Origin of the sequence: Bradyrhizobium sp. AUGA SZCCT0283, from assembly GCF_018130385.1 — a bacterium.
Classification (GTDB): Bacteria; Pseudomonadota; Alphaproteobacteria; order Rhizobiales; family Xanthobacteraceae; genus Bradyrhizobium.
The window spans coordinates 170420-186692 of record NZ_JAFCLU010000010.1 but is presented as its reverse complement, the minus strand read 5'-3'; the positions used below and the strand labels follow the sequence as shown (position 1 = coordinate 186692).

Here is a 16273-nt window from a genome sequence, read left to right as displayed (position 1 = left end):
ATTCAATTCACGGCAATAAATGCGCCAAGGTCCGCGGCACTGACCGCCGCGAACGGGTATGATCCTGCCGCAAATGCGAGTATCAGCTGCGGCCAATGTCCACGATGTCGATATTGATATCGCGCGTCTGCGAACCGCGTTTCAGGCTGATGCGGATGCTCTTGCCGGCACCGATCTGCTCGATCTGGTCGGTGAGGTCGGAAAGCCGGTGGACCGGCTTGCCGTCGGCCTGGACAATGACGTCGCCGAGCGCACCCGAACCAAAATCGACGCCGCGGATGCCGGCGCGTTCGGCAGGGCTTCCGGGCGCGATGCGCACGATGATTACCCCTTCGATGCCTAGTCTGGTCGAAACGGCCTCGCTGGCGGCGACAATGCCGATCCCGGGCGTCGGCACGCGGCCATTCTTGATGAGTTGGGGGACCACGCGATTGACGATATCGACGGGGATCGCAAAACCAATGCCGGCGCTGGAGCCCGAAGGCGAGATAATGGCCGTGTTGACGCCGATCAACCGCCCCGCCGAATCCAACAGCGGCCCACCCGAATTGCCGGGATTGATCGCGGTGTCGGTCTGGATCACGTTCGAGATCTCGCGGCCGCTGCTGGTCGGCAGCCGGCGCTTGAGCGCGCTGATGATGCCGCTGGTCAGCGATTGGTCGAGCCCGAACGGGTTGCCGATCGCGAACGCCGACTGACCGACCTTGAGTTCGCTTGAACTGCCCAGCGCCACCGGCGGCGGCAACTGACGGGCATTCTTGATCCGCAACACCGCGAGGTCATAGTTGGGCGCAACGCCGATGACTTCGGCCTTCGCCACCTCCCCTGACGCGAAACGAACCGCGACCTCGCTGCCGTTCTGTACGACATGATTGTTGGTCACCACGTGGCCGGCATTGTCCCAGACGAAGCCGGTGCCGGAAGCCGCCCCAGCCGCGCCTTCTTCGTCTTCGGCCAGGGGATTGCCGGCGGCAGCTCGCGCCGCCACCTGCACCACCGACGGGGACACCCGCTCGAAGAGTTCGATGTTCGCCCGCTCCGCCTCGGACAGCGGCCCGCGCTGGTCGACGGTCCGCGCGACCGTGTTGGTCCAGGGACTGTAGCGAATGTTGGAGACGGTCAGCGCCACCAAGACGCCTGCAACAATGGCTGCAAAAAACACGAAACGACGGTTCATGGATTACTCCCTTGGCAAGGGCGGCTCGCGTGCCAAGGTGGATGCCGCAAGCCAACGGGCCCTTCAGCCGTCTGGAAACGCCTAGGCAACGTTCCAGCCTGCCGGAGGTTTCCTGCCCTTATGGAGATCTGACGGGGCTACCGCCTACGCGAGATCACGCAGCGCGGCCTCGACCACCTTGCGCTGCTCTGCCGTCAGCGCCGCCTGCGGGGGGACGGGGTCGCCGACCGCGTAACCCTGGATGTCGAGGCCTGCCTTGATGCAGGCCGCCAGGTTGAAGCGCGCAAAGGCTTCATTGATGCGCCACAGTCTGCGTTGCAACTCCATCGCCTCGTCCCAGCGCGCCGCCTTGCAGAGGTTGTAGAGTTCGACACTCTGCCGCGGAATGATGCAGGCAGGGCCGGCCATCCAGCCCAGTCCGCCAATCAGCATCACCGCTGCCGGGATGTGGGCGGACGCGGAGAACACTTTGATGCTGTCTCCGCAGCGGTTCATGATCGACAGCAGCCGGCCGGTGTTGGTGGAGGCATCCTTGATGTAGCCGATGCGCGGGTGGGTCGCGAGCCGCGCGATCACGTCAAGTGTCAGATCGGAGCGCTGGAACTGCGGGTTGGTGTAGATTACGACGGGAATATCAACGGCCTCGGCAATGGCGCGGAAATAGGATTCGACCTGCGCGTCGGCGACCGGGAAATACGCCTCCATGATCGCGAGAATGCCGTCGGCACCGAGGTTTTGATGCGCTCTTGCCTGCGCCACCGCGTCCGCCGTCGAGGTCGAGGCGACGCCGGCGATCACGGGCACGCGGCCGTCAGCGGCTTCGATGGTCGCTTGTACGACGGTCGCGCGCTGCGTCCGATCGAGATAGGCGAACTCGCCGGTCGAACCGAGCGGCGTCAACCCATGCACGCCCGCCTTGATGAGGTCGTCGCAGAGCCGGCCCAACACCCCCGTGCGGATCTGGCCTGACGCATCGATGGGCGAGACCAGATAGGGAAAGACGCCGTGGAAATCAGCCATGGAAGGAAATGCCTCAACCAGGAAAGTCCAGACTGCTATGGCTATCGGGAATGCCGGTGCAAGGCAACGCTTCGCAGGAATGGTGCGAAGGGCGCCATCATTTGCGCTCCCTGATCCAGGCCTCGATCGCCGGCAGCGCGCGGGCCTTGAGGTCGGCGGAGATCGCAATCACCTCCTGTGCCCGGCCCGCCATCACGCGGCCGCCTGAGGTCGCCTGAGCCGGCGCGAAAGCTGCAAGTTCGGCAGCGCGGCCGTCGTCACTGAAATTGGTCATGAAGTTGGCGATAAACAGGTCGCGGAATTGCGGCCCCTGCTTTGTGAACAACGCATCGTAGTTCTTCCGCAGGAAGTCCCAGGCCAGATCAGGCTGCTCCCCCGAGGAAGCGACCGAACCGATCAGGCCGGTGACGATCGTGCCCGGCACTTCATCGGTCAGTGTCAGCGCCAGCGTGGCATCCGCCAGCGCCGGATCGCGCGCGCTGGCCGCCGCATAATAATAGCGCAATCGCTCATTGGTGACGGTGCTCTTGCGCGCCAGCGTCAGCAGCGTGTCGTACATCGTGCGATCCGCCGCGACGCCGACGACATGGGTGACGGAATCGCGCAAGGCCCCCGGCAGCGATTGCGGATCGCTGAGGAATCCGGCGAACCGCCGCTTCGCCTCCGCAATGATCTCTTCGTCGCCGAGTTCGCCGAGTGTCCAGATCAGGCTGCCGCGCAGCAAGGTGTTGTCGTCGTCACCCGAGCCGCTGCCATCCCAGCCGAGCCGGTCGAAAACGGTGCGCAATTTGGCGCTGATGTAGCGCTGCAGCGCCGGGCGTTCCGGCCGATCGCGCGACAGACGGTTGAGCGCGGAGAATACCGTGATGATCTGATCCCATACCGGACGGCAGTCATCGAAGGCGACATTCTCGACCAGGGCGAGATAGGAGGAAGGCCCGGCGCGGCCGGCCTGCACCATCGCCCAGCCGTCGGCGAGGAAATTGACGCGGTCTGCCGGCGACATCTGCGGCAGCGCCTTCGCCAGCGCGGCCGTACTCGCCGGCCCGTACTCGACCCGGTAGTAACCGATGTCGCCGAGATTGACCTTGATCGCCTCGCCGCAGGATCCGGCCGGGATTTCGGTCGAGCCCTGCAGCAGTACGACATCGGCCGATTGCGCCATGCCTACGTTCCCGACCGCAACCGGTATTTGCCAGTGGCGCGGCGGCAAGGCAGCCGTCTGCGCCGGCGCGACCACGAAACGGCCCTGCCGCAGCGTCAGCCGCTGCGTGTCGCCGTTGCAGGCGGTTTCGGCTGATATCAGCGGCACACCGTCCTGCTCGGTAAAGGACGCAGCGATATCGGTCACCGGCTTGTGGCCCGCGCGCTCCAGCGCCCGCCAGAGATCGGCCGTGGTGGTGTTGCCATAGGCATGCGCGGCCATGTAGGCGCGGATGCCGTCGCGGAACGCCGCCTCGCCGAGGTAATTTTCCAGCATGCGAATCAGCGCCTGCCCCTTGTTGTAGGTAATGGCGTCGAACGCGACCATGGCCTCGCTCTCGTTGACGATCGGCTGCTGGACCGGGTGCGAGGTGCGCCGGGCGTCGAGCGCCATGGCGAACTGCTTCTGGCCGTAACCGTTCAGCCAGCTTTGCCATTGCGGATAAAATTGCTCCGCAGCCTTCGTCGCCATCCAGGTCGCAAAACCCTCGTTGAGCCAGAGATTGTCCCACCAGGCCATGGTGACGAGATCGCCGAACCATTGATGCGCCATCTCATGCGCGATGATGGAAAAGATGCCGCGCCGCGCGCTGTCCGGATTTGTCTGGGGATCGAACAGCAGCCGGCTCTCGAAGAAGGTGATGCCGCCCCAGTTCTCCATCGCGCCGCCGAAGCCGCCAGGGACCGCGATCAGATCGAGCTTGGGCAGTGGATATTTGACGCCGAAATAGTCGTTGAACCAGGCGAGCAGTCTTGCCGCGCTATCGAGCGCGAATTGCCCTTTCGCAGCCTTGCCGGTGGTGGCGACGACACCGATCGTCACGCCTTCCGCCTCCGCCGTGATGCGCTCCAGTTCGCCCACCGTCAGCACGAACAGGTAGGTCGACATCTTCGGCGTCGGCGCGAAGGTAACGTTCTTCAGGTTCGGCTCGAGCGGCTCTTCGCGCACTACCGGCATGTTGCTGACCGCTAGGAAATGGCGCGGCACCCTCACGGCCAGGACGAAACTCGCCTTGAATGCGGGCTCGTCCCAGCACGGAAATATCCGCCGCGCGTCCGCCGGCTCGAGCTTGCTCGTCAATAGCCGCTTCACGCCGCTGTCGGTCGGATAATCGACGAAGAAGAAGCCGCGATCGAACTTGTTGATCCGCGCCGTGAACTCGATCCGTAGCCGATGCGCGCCCGCCGCGAGCGGCTGCGCAAAAGTGAAGGTCGCTGTCTCGGCCGCGGCATCCAGCGCGACGTCGGCGCGCTCCGTCCCATCATCCACGGTGACGGAAGCAAACGTGGTGTTGACGGCGTTGAGGGTCAGCCCTGCTGTCGGTTCGCGTACCTCGATGTCGATCACTTCGACGCCGGGAAGCGCAAGGCTCTCGGCGTCGGGTCTCAGCTCGATTGAATAGTTGATCGGAACGACCGTCTTCGGCAGCTTGCCCGGCGTGGCGTCGAAGGAGAAAGCCGGCTCGGCGCGCACCGCGCCTGAAACAACAAACATCAGTACGAGCATTGCACTGACATATCCCGCCAAGAGTGCCGTCTCCGTAAGCTTCACGCCAAGCTCCTATGTCAATCGGCACAACGAGATGCCGGACCATAGAGCTGCATCGCTTGCCGGGAAACAGCCGGAAGACGCAGCGTTTCGCAACATGCAGTTGCCGCACAATGGCCAAAAGATGTCCACAGATGTTCACAGGTTCTAACAATTTAACTCACGATAATTTCACGACTTTCTTCGCAGTCTCGCTGCCCCCGACCAAGCGCGAGAGTGATTTTTATGGCTCTGCAGAACGTCGCTGACGCATCCTCTTTCCGAACTTCCGAGTTCGATACGCGCGGCTCTGCTCAGGCGGCGGCAACGCCCGGCTTTCGTCACTTCCTCGGCACGCCGGCTCCTTCGCAACGCTTCCGTGCCTTCGGTGTCGATCCGCTCGGTTCGCCGTCACACCATGCAGAGCTCCGCAGACTGATGCATCGCCTGTCGCGGCGAATGGATGCTGCAATCAAATGGCCGCCACACCAGGTTCGATCGGCGGAATACTGGGAAAATCCGTTCATCCCCTCGGGCTATACCTATCTGCTGCAGTTCGTTGCGCACGACCTTGTGCATTCGGCGATTCCGCTTTCGGTCGCGGGCGGTCTCGGCGGAGGGACCACGAACGCGCGCCGCACGCCGCTTCGGCTGGAGACGCTGTACGGCAGCGGTCCTGTCGGATCGCCGCACATCTACGCGCTCGATGCGCCGAATGACGACCGCCGCACCAAGCTGCGGCTCGGGCGAATGCGCTGGAAGGAGAACGAGCCGGCGACCGGGTGCCCGTTCCGCGATATCGCGCGGACCCCGGCCGAGAACGTGACCGGAATCGACCGCAGCATTGCAGGTGTCCGCGTTGCCCTCACCGAGGCGCTGGTCGCCGATCCGCGCAATGACGATCACGCCGTCATGTCGCAGCTCACCGCGCTGTTCGCGCTGCTGCACAACGGGCTCATCGATATCATTCGCCGCCATGAAGGCAACGCGGGGCCGAACGGTCAGTTCGGTGCCGCCTACAAGCGCTTTTTGTGCGCCCGCGGCGCACTGACGGCCATCTATCACAACATCATCCGCAACGACCTGATGCGGCGGGTGGTCCATCCGGCGATCTACACGAACTATCACGGACCGAACCCCGACTTCATCGATCGCCCCCATTCCTCCGAAGGCTTTGCGACTGGCGACTGGGAAATTCCGCTTGAGTTCTCGCACGGCGCATTCCGCTTCGGTCACGCCATGGTGCGACCCGAATACCAGATCAATGACCTGTCCCTCCACGACCTCAACAACACGCTCGAAAAGAGCTCGGTAAACGACCCCGCAAATATGCCGCTCGATGAGACGTGGATGGTGCAATGGTCGCGTTTTTACGAGATCAACGGGTCGATGCCGAATTTCAGCCGCCGCATCGGACCACATCTCAGCGATGGGCTGGGCAATGATCAGATCTTTCCGGCGTTCGACGAAACGGAACGGGTCGGCCTGCTCTATCGCGACCTGCTCGGCGCCGGACTGGCCGGCATGTGGTCGGTTGATGCGCTGATCGCGGAGATCGGCAATCGCAGACCGCAGTTCATCGCCATGTCGCGCCTGCTTGCCGACCGCGCCTATCGTACCGATCAGCTTCGCGAATGGCTGGCAGCCGCGCCTGCGTATGGCGCGTTGACGACCGAGGACATCGAAACCCTTTCGAACGACCCACCGCTGCCCTTCTTCATCCTGTTCGAAGCGATGCGGCAACCGCAGGCTGAGGGCCTGCACCTCGGCCCGCTCGGATCAATCATCGTGTCGGAAGTCATTTTTGGTGCGCTCGCCGGCGACCCGCGTTGCACGGACGGCAGCTCGCTTGCCGGGCAACTGGCGGCAATTTCATGCGAATATTATCCGGCGAACGTACTTCAGGACATTCCCGATATCTCAAGCATGGCGCAGCTAGTGGAATTCACCACCGAAATTGCCGAGCTGCGGCAAGCCGTGCCTGCATTTTTGTGAAGCGGAATCCTCCGCTTCACGCAACCCGGAGAGTGAAGCTATGGCCATCGAAAGAATGCAAGTGACCAACCATGAGCGCTGGGGCAATCTGGTGAAGACCTGGTCCACCGGCAAGAACTATCTCGACGACGACAACGAATACCCGATCCCGACCACCGTCGACGAATTCAAGGAGCAGCTTGCCAAGGCCCAGGTGTTCATGACGGTGCCTGAACGCTTCAAGAAGGTGAAGTTCATCGAACAGGAGATGGACACGATCGTGGTGCGCCTGCCGCCCGCCGTGATGATCGCGGATTCGGAGGAAAACCTCAAAAAGCCGGGCGCGACCTATCCGCTTCCGCCGTTCTACAAGCGCCTATTCAACGGCCTGGATCCGGTAATTCCGGAGGCCGACAAGTTCCGCGTGCATGCCGAACGTGTCGGCGACTACACCATCAGCTACTGTGCCTGATGATCTAGCTGCGCGTTAGGTGAGTGATGCCATCGACTGGAAGCCCTCCGCCACGCAAACTTTGGCGCAGGGCTTCCCAGCGCTCCTTCACGCTGATTGGATGCGCTTGCATGACCCAGCGCGCCGCCGCCTCGTCCGTCGGCGTGGACGATCCGACCCAGAATGAACGCAGACCGTTCACAAAGCGTTGGATTTCCTGCTGCGCCTGCACGCGTTCCCCGAGTTGGAACAGCGCAGCCGCACGCCACGCCGGGAGGACTTTGTTGATGCCCTGCGCGCGATCGCACGCCTCGATGGTGCCTTCATAGTCTCCGCAAAAGAACCGCACAGTGCCGTGATACGCCCATTCGAGATAGGATGGCGCAGGTGAGAGCGCGAGCGACCGCTCGGCGCGAACGCGGGCATCCTCGATCGATCCGCAGATCGCCGAGTAGTGAGCACTGGACAGCAGCGTCCATGGGTCATTGTCGTTGAGCTCACATGCCAGTTCCATGTGCGGCGCTGCTTCCGCCTCGCGGAGCGCCATCACATAAGACCAGCCGCAGCACAGATGCGCCCTGGAATCGACCGGGTCCAGTTGAACGGCAGTCTTCGCCAGTTCAAGGGTCGCCTTGGCCTTGTCGAACTCGCGAAAGATCCCGGGATGCACCAGATGCTCGATGTTGTTCATCTGCACGAGGCTGCTGTAGCAGGGCGAGTAACCCGGATTGTCGCGAATCGCATCTCGGAAGATGGCGACCGCCCGCCGCCAGCTTTCCGGATCGAATTTCGACATAAGATTCTGGCCGCGCAGCCAGCGGTCGTGCAGATCGAGCGACACGTCAGGCTCGCCCGCCAGCCGCATCAGCCGTTCGGTCGACAATTGAACGTTGAGCGAGGTCGCGATCCGGCGGATGATGCGCTGCTGCGTCTCGAACCAGTTGCCGAGGCCGAGCCGGAAGCTTTCGCTCCAGACGTAAATCCCGGTGGTGTCATCCCGCAGCACCATCACGATGTTGATTTCGGCGCCCGCCTGGTAGGCGGTGGTTTCGATGCAGTATTGCGGCGCCGTGCCCGAAGCCGGAAGCACAACGGCCGCGGGAGGACGATCGACCACGCTCCATTCACGAAAGCGGACGAGACAGGCGGCGAGATGTTGGGAGAACCCCTGCACCAGATGGCTGTGATCCTCGTCGACGCCATGCATCGCAAAGGGCCGCAGCACCAGGCGCGTCCTGGCAGAGGCAACGACCGATCGCGACATCGGGGCCACCGGCTCGAGCGCGGTCCCCCTGATCATCCTGACGGCGAATTCGTCGTTCGCTGCCGAGGCGGCCCGATCGGCCGGCGTGCCCTCGAGAATGCCGAGCTTGATGTTCGCGACGAGCTCTTCCGTGGCCGACGACGGCTCCATCGCGTAATCGCGGTCCAGGAGATCCCACAGCGCCTTGTAAATGCGCAGCGCACCGGCGACATCGCCCTCTTCCGCATGCGCCCGCATCAGATAGCGGCAGGCATATTCATGGGTCGGATCGAGATTGACGATCGCGGCCGCGATCCTCTTTTTGGCGTCGGCGGGGACGCTTGCGGAGGTCAGACCTTCGTCGAGATTTCGCATCAGCCGTTCATGGATGGTCTGCCGCTTGGCCAGCACCCAGACCCGGAACGACGGGTCGAGATCGTCCATTCCTTCGAGCAGCCGTCCGTCGAGCTGTGGAGTATCGAGCAGCAGCGGGTGAATGCGTCCGCTTTCGGCGAGCTGGATCACGCTTTCGATGTCAACTTCGATTCGCGCGACGTCGATGCCGATCATCAGCCGCTCCGCGACGAAGCCGTCATATCCGGCCTCCTCGAGCATCGACCGCAGTTCGCGAACGACCTGGCGCAGCGAGGCACGTGCCTTTTCCTCGTCCGAACGACTCCAAAGCAGGCCAACCAGCCGCTCGCGGCTCTCCTGCTTCGCCTCCAACAGCGCAAGGTAACTAAGGACCGCCCCGGCCTTGCGGGTTCGCAATTCGATCGCCCGGCCGTTGAACCGCACGCCGAGCCGTCCGACCAGCGAAACCGATAGACGCGGAGCGCTTTCGGGCGCCGCCGTGGCCTTGTCTGCTGTCATGGCATTGGCGCTGGACGGCATGCAGGGTTTCCGGAACCGGTTGGATAATTTCGGCAGTCTATATCAAAGAGACACCTGCGGTATAGGTTGCGCCGCCTCCGGTTCGCGCAATCGCATCCTGCAGCCTGGCCGTGATGATTTCGGATGGCTCGACTTGCAGGCCCGGGGCAATCACGCGGACCACCGGAACGGCAAAGCGCTGGCGCGTGAGATCAAGGCAAAATGTCTCGATTCCCCGTTTCTCCAAACGCTGCACGATCAATCCAAATATGACGCTCGCTTCAGTTGCGTGAAGTGGCGAATGGGCCGCGTACTCCGCGACCGGCTGCAGCAGTCTGCACTGATCGGCATTGATCGCTGCGCGCTGCAGGTGGATGCGATCCTGGGCGTTGAGCGCGTCATCGCCGCGCTCGCTGCGTTTGGTTGCGACGACGGCGTCGGCCAGTTCGAGCTGACACATTTCGAGCGTAGCCGAGCGGACCGCGGCCTCGAGCGCCGGCCGCGCGGCGAGGCCGAAGGCAAAACCGGAACCGTCCGCCCGGCAAGAGACGGCCGCGACGCAGGGCAGGCCGATATCCGTCGTGATATCGAGCAGCCATGTCCGGCGCTGCACCGATGCGCCATGCCGAAGCTGCCGCAACAAACCTTCCGCCACGATGCCGGCTTCATGCTGCGGCGGAATCGATCGGGCCAGCTGACCGCCCCGCCACCACAGGCTGGCCGCATCGCGCTCGATCAATTCCAGCAGGCCGTGCAGTGCCGCGGCATCCCGTGATGGACCGGCGGCCGATCCGATGCTCAAGGGGAATGGCGGCGCGAAGTCGCGCTGCGCCGGCGGACGCCGCAGGCAGATGTCGGCCGGAAGCCACACTTCGCCGCCGTCAGTCAGCCTCGTTGTACGACACCAGGAAAGCGCTCGCTCTGGTTGCAATCGGCGTTCCGAGACGGCAGCGACCAGCTCCAGCGCCTTCGGACCGAGTTTTCCGGCCCAGTCGTCGACGCCGGGTTTGAGCAACACGTCGCTCCCGGTCTGCAATTGAGAGAGGTACTCGATTCCCTCGCCGATGCAGCCCTGAAATGCATCCCGCAACGTCAGACCGACGCCGGAAACGCCGACCATCGGGCTTCCGTCATGCAAGGGATCGGCAAGCGCTGGATCGAATTGCGCGCCAAAGCTGAACAGGCCGGGCGCATCGGGTGAGGCCAGTTCGAACACCCGCGCAAATCGGGAAGCAGCGATGAGCAGATGGGCGCGATTCGCGGTCTGCGGATCAATCCGGTTGCCGGATTCCGAGGCATATTCCAGCGCCTGCAAGACAAGTCGGGCATCGTGATCGCCGGCGGCGTTCACTTCGTTGCCAATAAGCAACGATGCCGCGCGAGCAAACAATTCCTGCATCGAATTTTCGGTACCGCTCACGGTGACCTCACGACTTGACGTGCATTCTTCGAACGAGAGGCCAGCCCGCCCTCGCCCTGGAGGAAACTTATGCTCGCGAAAGCCTTCGTCATAGCCATGGCCGCAGATATTGCCCGTTCAGACTATGCCAAGCCGACCTTGATTCGTAGCCGCAGCCGCGAGTGGCTGATCGCCTGCCGCTGGGGACCGGAGGGCGAATATCTCTCGATCGCGACGGCTGGCCCGATCACGGAGCCTCTCGCACTGGTTGCACCGCAGGTAATCGCGCCGATCCACAGCCTGGTTGGCGTGCTGGTTTCCGAATCGGAATCGCAATCCACCAGCACGTTCCTGTTGGTGCGCCAGTTGCCTGGTGCGATCGAGCTTGCGGGTACATTTTTTCCGGCCGATGGCTACGTGCTGCTGCAGGACCACGGCGATATCCATCTCGTCTGCAAAGCGCGCTACTCGCACAGCTGCGGCTGGCTCGACGGCAAGGAGATCCGCAAGGACATTCCCGATCCGGCACCCTATTCAGCCGAGGCAATGTCCTGGCATATCGAAGCGACGCGCCGTGACTGGATCGGCGAGTTCATTCCCGGCAGCAGGCCGCCGGAGCGGCTTGCGATGCGCGCGACCGGCTGACGCCTCCAACCGGATTGCGGGGCGACACAGGATTGCCGCTGGTCTTCCTGCGGAAGACTAACCTCGCGAGGGAAACTTCCGCCGCTCACCATGATCGACAGCATTGAATATTGCGACCGTGGCCTTCGCTCCGAAAGTTCGACTGGCGATGCTTTCAACCAGCTTCGCGATGCGAAGCCGCACACGCGGACTGGTCGTTCGCGCATAGGCCTTGAGAACGCGCAAGGCCCCAGGCTCGGCAAGCAAGCGAACCGGCGAATTCAGGCCGGGAGATTCGGCCCCGGAAGATTCGAACAGCTCGCCGACCGAAACACCCAGCACGGAAGCGATTTGCGCCAACCGGCTAGCGCCAACCCGGTTGGCGCCCCGCTCGTATTTCTGTACCTGTTGGGAGGTAACGCCGATCCGTTCCGCGAGCATGCCCTGACTCATGCCGCGGTTGACCCGCAACATACTAATTCTGGTACCCACCATCGCATCGAGCGGGCCAGACTTCCTCGTCGGCATGGGCAGGCTCCCAACTGTTCAAGCTGGAACCCTAGCACAACCTCAGGGAGCGCAGCACACTAATTTGCGATCACAGGAAGCATTTTTACGCGCTGCTCGACGTCGACGTGCTCAATCGTCAACCGGCCTTTCGGGTCGATCGCCGCCTTCATGGCCGGCGGGTGGCCGGTTTCGAGAAAGTGCTGCAGGACGGCACGGCTCTCGTCCGAAAGCGCAAACAGCCCGCGCATCAATTCAAAGAATCCCGGCTCTTCCGCTACATAGAGCAGTTCACGCAGTTCCGCGCCGGTATATTGCCCCAATGCCGTCAAAAGCCATTCGGTTTGGTCATTCGGATCGCTCTCAGGCACGCGATTCAGATAGTAGACAACCGATTCCGCACTCATTTCATCCCCCGATAACCTCGTGATAGCTTACAGGCCCTCCTCCCGGACGGGTTTCTGGCAGCTAGCTCCCGAGCCTAACACTGCGTGGAGCTTCGTGATTTCAGCGTGATCGCAAAAGCGACGGCGCCAGAAACTCAATTCCGCGGTTCCCGTCTGGTCAGGAATGTGCCGAACCGGTGCAACTGGGTGCAGCTTGGCGCAACATTCTTCCCATTGCGCCAGGAGCGACCGAGGATTTTCCGTTGCCCAACCGGTTACCGCGAAATCAGAAGGCCTTCGCGATGGCGCGCTGGGCATCCTGCTGTATCGCGTTCAGATGGTTCCGGTCTCGGAAACTCTCGGCGTAGATCTTGTAGACGTCTTCGGTGCCCGATGGCCGCGCGGCAAACCAGCCCGCCTCGGATTCGACCTTGATGCCGCCGAAGGATTGATCGTTACCCGGCGCCCGGGTCCGGATCGCGGTGACCGGTTCGCCGGCAAGCTGGCGCATATCGAGCTGCTCCGGCCCGAGCGCCTTCAGCGCGGTTTTCTGTTTTGGTGTCGCCGGCACGTCGATCCGCTCGTAGTGGGGCACGCCGAGTTCGGCAGTCAGAGTGGCAAACAACTGGCTCGGGTCGCGGCCGGTGCGGCCGAGGATTTCGGCGGCGAGCAGCCCCATCACCATGCCGTCCTTGTCGGTCGTCCAGACCGAGCCGTCGCGCTTGAGGAATGATGCGCCGGCGCTTTCCTCGCCGGCGAATCCGAACGCACCGCTGCCGAGGCCCTCGACGAACCATTTGAAGCCGACCGGGGTTTCGACCAGCTTGCGATTCAGCTTAACCGCGACGCGGTCGATGATCGAGCTGGAGACGATGGTCTTGCCGATCGCGGCCTCGCTGCCCCATTGCGGCCGATGCTCGAACAGATAGGCGATCGCGGCGGCCAGAAAATGGTTCGGATTCATCAGGCCGCCCGTGCGCGTCACGATGCCGTGCCGGTCGGCATCGGTGTCATTGGCAAAGGCTATGTCGAACCTGTCGCGCATCGCAATCAGGCCCGCCATCGCGAACGGCGAGGAACAATCCATGCGGATTTTTCCATCCCAGTCCGCCGTCATGAAACGGAACGTCGGATCGACGGCGGTGTTCACGACAGTCGCATTGATTCCATAATGCGCGATCAGCGGCTGCCAATAATGAACGGCGGCGCCACCCAGCGGATCGATCCCGATTTTCACGCCCGATGATTTGATCAGCGCCATGTCCACGGCATTGCCGAGATCGGCGACATAGGGACGGATATAGTCGTGCAGATGCGTCGAGGGCGCCTTGCGGGCGCGCTCATACGGCATCCGCACAACGCCCTTCATGTCGGCTTCCATGTAGGCGTTGGCGGCCTTTTCGACCTTGGCGGTCACATCCGTGTCGGCCGGACCACCATGCGGCGGATTGTATTTGTATCCACCATCCTCGGGCGGATTATGCGACGGCGAGATGACGACGCCATCGGCAAGTCCGCGCGTTTGGCCCTTGTTGTAGCTCAGGATCGCATGCGAGATGACGGGCGTCGGTGTGTAGCCGCTGCGCTCGTCGATCATGATGTCGACGCCGTTGGCGGCAAACACTTCCACGGCACTCACCAGCGCCGGCTCGGCGAGCGCATGGGTATCGATGCCGACGAACAGCGGGCCGGTCAGCCCGGCTTCGCGGCGGTGGTCGCAGATCGCCTGCGTCGTCGCCAGGATATGATTTTCGTTGAAGGAGTTTTTGAGCGACGTCCCGCGATGACCCGAGGTTCCAAAGGCAACGCGCTGGGTGGGATCGGACGGATCCGGTTTCGACGCGAAATAGGCCGTTACCAACTGCGGCACGTTGACAAGGGAGGCGGAATCGACCGGTTTGCCGGCAGCGGGATTGGGGGCAGTCACATGACCTCACGAAATGGTGGTTTCGCCGGATTATACGTAGAAGCGTTGGCATGGGCAAAAGTGGCCATGACGCCTCCGAAGCAAGCCGATGCAGCCGCCTCTAGTAAACGCCGCGTTGCCGAGGCAGTTTCCTGTCGCCCTGCGCAAAATACGGATTGGTCAGGCACTGCGCCGCGCGGCCCGATGCGGACGCTGCACACTGCGCCAGCGAAGTAAAGCTGCAGTCGATATAGCCGCCGCCGATAGCGTAGGTTTGCAGGCAGACTGGGAAGTTTGGATTATAGGTCTGGGCGCGCGCGGGCGCGGCCACCAGCACCGTTGCGATGGTGAGAATCGTGCAAGCCAATATGCGCATGGGGGGCTCCTTCGGGACAGCTTGGACCAAGACAATGTCGAGATTGATTACTTCTTGTCCACAAGCAGATAGGAAATGATCCGGAAATCAGCCACCTCAAATGAGGCGAAGCGCCGTCGGCATCGTGTTCAGCGAGCTCTTATGAGTGGTGCGCGCTCGATGCGTTCAGCCTGGCAGCCGCAGTCACGCCGGCAGGCTGCTAGGTCCGTATCGCAGGCTTGGCGAGGCAGCGCTGGCCGGCGCGTCGCAACGCGCCTGGTAATTCTTCAACGCGAGACGCATGTCGTCCGGCAGCGCAATCGATTTGTGATCCATCAGCGAGGTCGTCACGGTCACGAAGGTGGCGCGTACGCATTCGGTGCCATCCTTGAACGCATGAACCGTGAGCTTCACCGAGGTGCGTCCGATATCGCGCACGATGACCACGACGTCGAGCACGTCGCCCATACGGCTGGGCTTGGCGAAATCCGCCGAGACGTGCGCATAGCCGAGGCCGGTCCGCCGTGTTCCGACCAGTTCATGATAGGGCAGTCCCAGCGCATCGCCGTACCAGTCCTCGATCACGCCGTTGAACAGGTTGAGATATTCCGGCGTGTAGACGATTCCGGCTGGATCGCAGGAGCCGAAGCGTACCGGAAGGCGCGTGCGCCAGATGCCGCTCGGCAGCTCGGAGAGCGTCAGGGATTCAAAACGGGCCATGCAAGGCGCTCGGTTTAGTTTAGGTATAAAGTATTATTCTATAACCGGGCCGACGCGCAAAGTCGAGCGTTGAAGTCCCCGGACGCCGTGCCCCGCCCCTCAATCGGCAATTCAGCGTCGAGGCGGAGAGCCGCTTTCCGGTTAAATTCAGGTCATTTCCTGCATGACAGACCCCGCCACGCTTGCCCAGCCACGATATCCTCCGCTACGGTCGAGGTGCGGCAGGCAACCGAATCCGGGGGTGCGAGATCGTTCAAACCACTCTCGTTCCGGGAACTTGATTTGGCCCTAAAGGATTTACACGTTCGTTTCAGAACCTTTTGATGCCGATCCGCTCGGCTGCATAAGGGAATGTCGGGAGGCATGGGTTGATGGCCGGCAAGGAGATCGCGCTGATCGACGAAGAGAACATGGCCGGGGAAGACGCGGACAACCGCGCCCAGGTCAGGGTATGGCTTCGCCTCCTTGCCTGCACGTCGTTGATCGGCGCCGAGCTTCGCCGTCAGTTCCGGGAAGAGTTCGACTTCACGATGCCGCGCTTTGACGTGCTGGCACAGCTTGATCGCGAGCCTGTTGGACTGGTGCTGGGTGAGCTGCCAAAGCGCCTAATGGTCACGGCTGGGAATCTGACCCCGATCGTGGATCGCCTGGTCGAAGACGGTTTCATCACGCGGTCGCCGTCGCCGCTCGACCGTCGCGTGCAGATCGTCTGCATGACGGCCGAGGGCAGGAAGGCGTTCAGGCGGATGGCGAAGAAGCACGGCCTATGGCTGGCTTCGCTGCTTGCCGAGTTTCCGAAAGGGCGGCTCGACGGATTGGTCAAGGAGCTCGACGACCTGAAGAGCGCCGTGAAGCGCGCGACGGAGCAAGCTCGCGCCTGATTCGAGAGCGTTTTCCAGCGAAGTGG

14 protein-coding genes are annotated in these 16273 nt (G+C 62.6%); 4 read left to right on the top strand and 10 right to left on the bottom strand.

Annotated elements, in window-relative coordinates:
* Positions 1–82 precede the first annotated feature (82 nt).
* The 3 genes from JQ624_RS16455 to JQ624_RS16445 form a co-directional block, all read right to left on the bottom strand.
* Positions 83–1177, bottom strand: coding sequence for a S1C family serine protease (locus tag JQ624_RS16455; RefSeq protein WP_212419939.1), 1095 nt, complete (start codon positions 1175–1177; stop codon positions 83–85).
* A gap of 144 nt (positions 1178–1321) precedes the next feature.
* Positions 1322–2197, bottom strand: a complete 876-nt coding sequence (locus JQ624_RS16450; protein ID WP_212419938.1) for a dihydrodipicolinate synthase family protein — start codon at positions 2195–2197, stop codon at positions 1322–1324.
* Positions 2198–2294: 97 nt separating this feature from the next.
* Positions 2295–4952 (bottom strand): M1 family metallopeptidase, encoded by a 2658-nt coding sequence (locus JQ624_RS16445; protein WP_312014431.1) that lies wholly within the window; start codon positions 4950–4952, stop codon positions 2295–2297.
* 222 nt (positions 4953–5174) lie between these two features.
* On the opposite strand from JQ624_RS16445, the gene JQ624_RS16440 reads away from it, so the two are divergent.
* Both JQ624_RS16440 and JQ624_RS16435 read left to right on the top strand, forming a co-directional pair.
* Positions 5175–6923, top strand: a complete 1749-nt coding sequence (locus tag JQ624_RS16440; protein ID WP_212419937.1) for a peroxidase family protein — start codon at positions 5175–5177, stop codon at positions 6921–6923.
* A 40-nt stretch (positions 6924–6963) separates the two neighbouring features.
* Positions 6964–7374, top strand: coding sequence for a hypothetical protein (locus tag JQ624_RS16435; protein ID WP_212419936.1), 411 nt, complete (start codon positions 6964–6966; stop codon positions 7372–7374).
* A gap of 4 nt (positions 7375–7378) precedes the next feature.
* Here the strand turns inward: JQ624_RS16435 and JQ624_RS16430 are convergent, their stop codons facing one another.
* Both JQ624_RS16430 and JQ624_RS16425 read right to left on the bottom strand, forming a co-directional pair.
* Positions 7379–9490, bottom strand: a complete 2112-nt coding sequence (locus JQ624_RS16430) for a BTAD domain-containing putative transcriptional regulator (RefSeq protein WP_212419935.1) — start codon at positions 9488–9490, stop codon at positions 7379–7381.
* A gap of 37 nt (positions 9491–9527) precedes the next feature.
* Complete coding sequence (locus JQ624_RS16425; protein ID WP_212419934.1) at positions 9528–10889, bottom strand: YcaO-like family protein; 1362 nt, start codon at positions 10887–10889, stop codon at positions 9528–9530.
* Between the two features lie 69 nt (positions 10890–10958).
* On the opposite strand from JQ624_RS16425, the gene JQ624_RS16420 reads away from it, so the two are divergent.
* Positions 10959–11513, top strand: coding sequence for a hypothetical protein (locus JQ624_RS16420; RefSeq protein ID WP_212419933.1), 555 nt, complete (start codon positions 10959–10961; stop codon positions 11511–11513).
* A 57-nt stretch (positions 11514–11570) separates the two neighbouring features.
* Here JQ624_RS16420 and JQ624_RS16415 read toward each other — a convergent pair whose 3' ends face one another.
* From JQ624_RS16415 to JQ624_RS16395, 5 genes are all read right to left on the bottom strand, one after another.
* Positions 11571–12020 carry a helix-turn-helix domain-containing protein gene (locus JQ624_RS16415; RefSeq protein WP_212419932.1) on the bottom strand — a complete coding sequence of 150 codons (450 nt, stop codon included), beginning with the start codon at positions 12018–12020 and terminating at the stop codon, positions 11571–11573.
* Positions 12021–12079: 59 nt separating this feature from the next.
* Positions 12080–12406 (bottom strand): hypothetical protein, encoded by a 327-nt coding sequence (locus tag JQ624_RS16410; protein ID WP_212419931.1) that lies wholly within the window; start codon positions 12404–12406, stop codon positions 12080–12082.
* A gap of 265 nt (positions 12407–12671) precedes the next feature.
* Positions 12672–14312 carry a phosphoglucomutase (alpha-D-glucose-1,6-bisphosphate-dependent) gene (gene pgm / locus JQ624_RS16405; protein ID WP_212419930.1) on the bottom strand — a complete coding sequence of 547 codons (1641 nt, stop codon included), beginning with the start codon at positions 14310–14312 and terminating at the stop codon, positions 12672–12674.
* 100 nt (positions 14313–14412) lie between these two features.
* Positions 14413–14667, bottom strand: coding sequence for a DUF3551 domain-containing protein (locus JQ624_RS16400; protein WP_212419929.1), 255 nt, complete (start codon positions 14665–14667; stop codon positions 14413–14415).
* 183 nt (positions 14668–14850) lie between these two features.
* On the bottom strand, positions 14851–15366 hold the full coding sequence (locus tag JQ624_RS16395) for a thioesterase family protein (RefSeq protein ID WP_212419928.1): 516 nt from the start codon (positions 15364–15366) through the stop codon (positions 14851–14853).
* A 371-nt stretch (positions 15367–15737) separates the two neighbouring features.
* On the opposite strand from JQ624_RS16395, the gene JQ624_RS16390 reads away from it, so the two are divergent.
* Positions 15738–16247 (top strand): MarR family winged helix-turn-helix transcriptional regulator, encoded by a 510-nt coding sequence (locus tag JQ624_RS16390; protein WP_212419927.1) that lies wholly within the window; start codon positions 15738–15740, stop codon positions 16245–16247.
* Positions 16248–16273 lie beyond the last annotated feature (26 nt).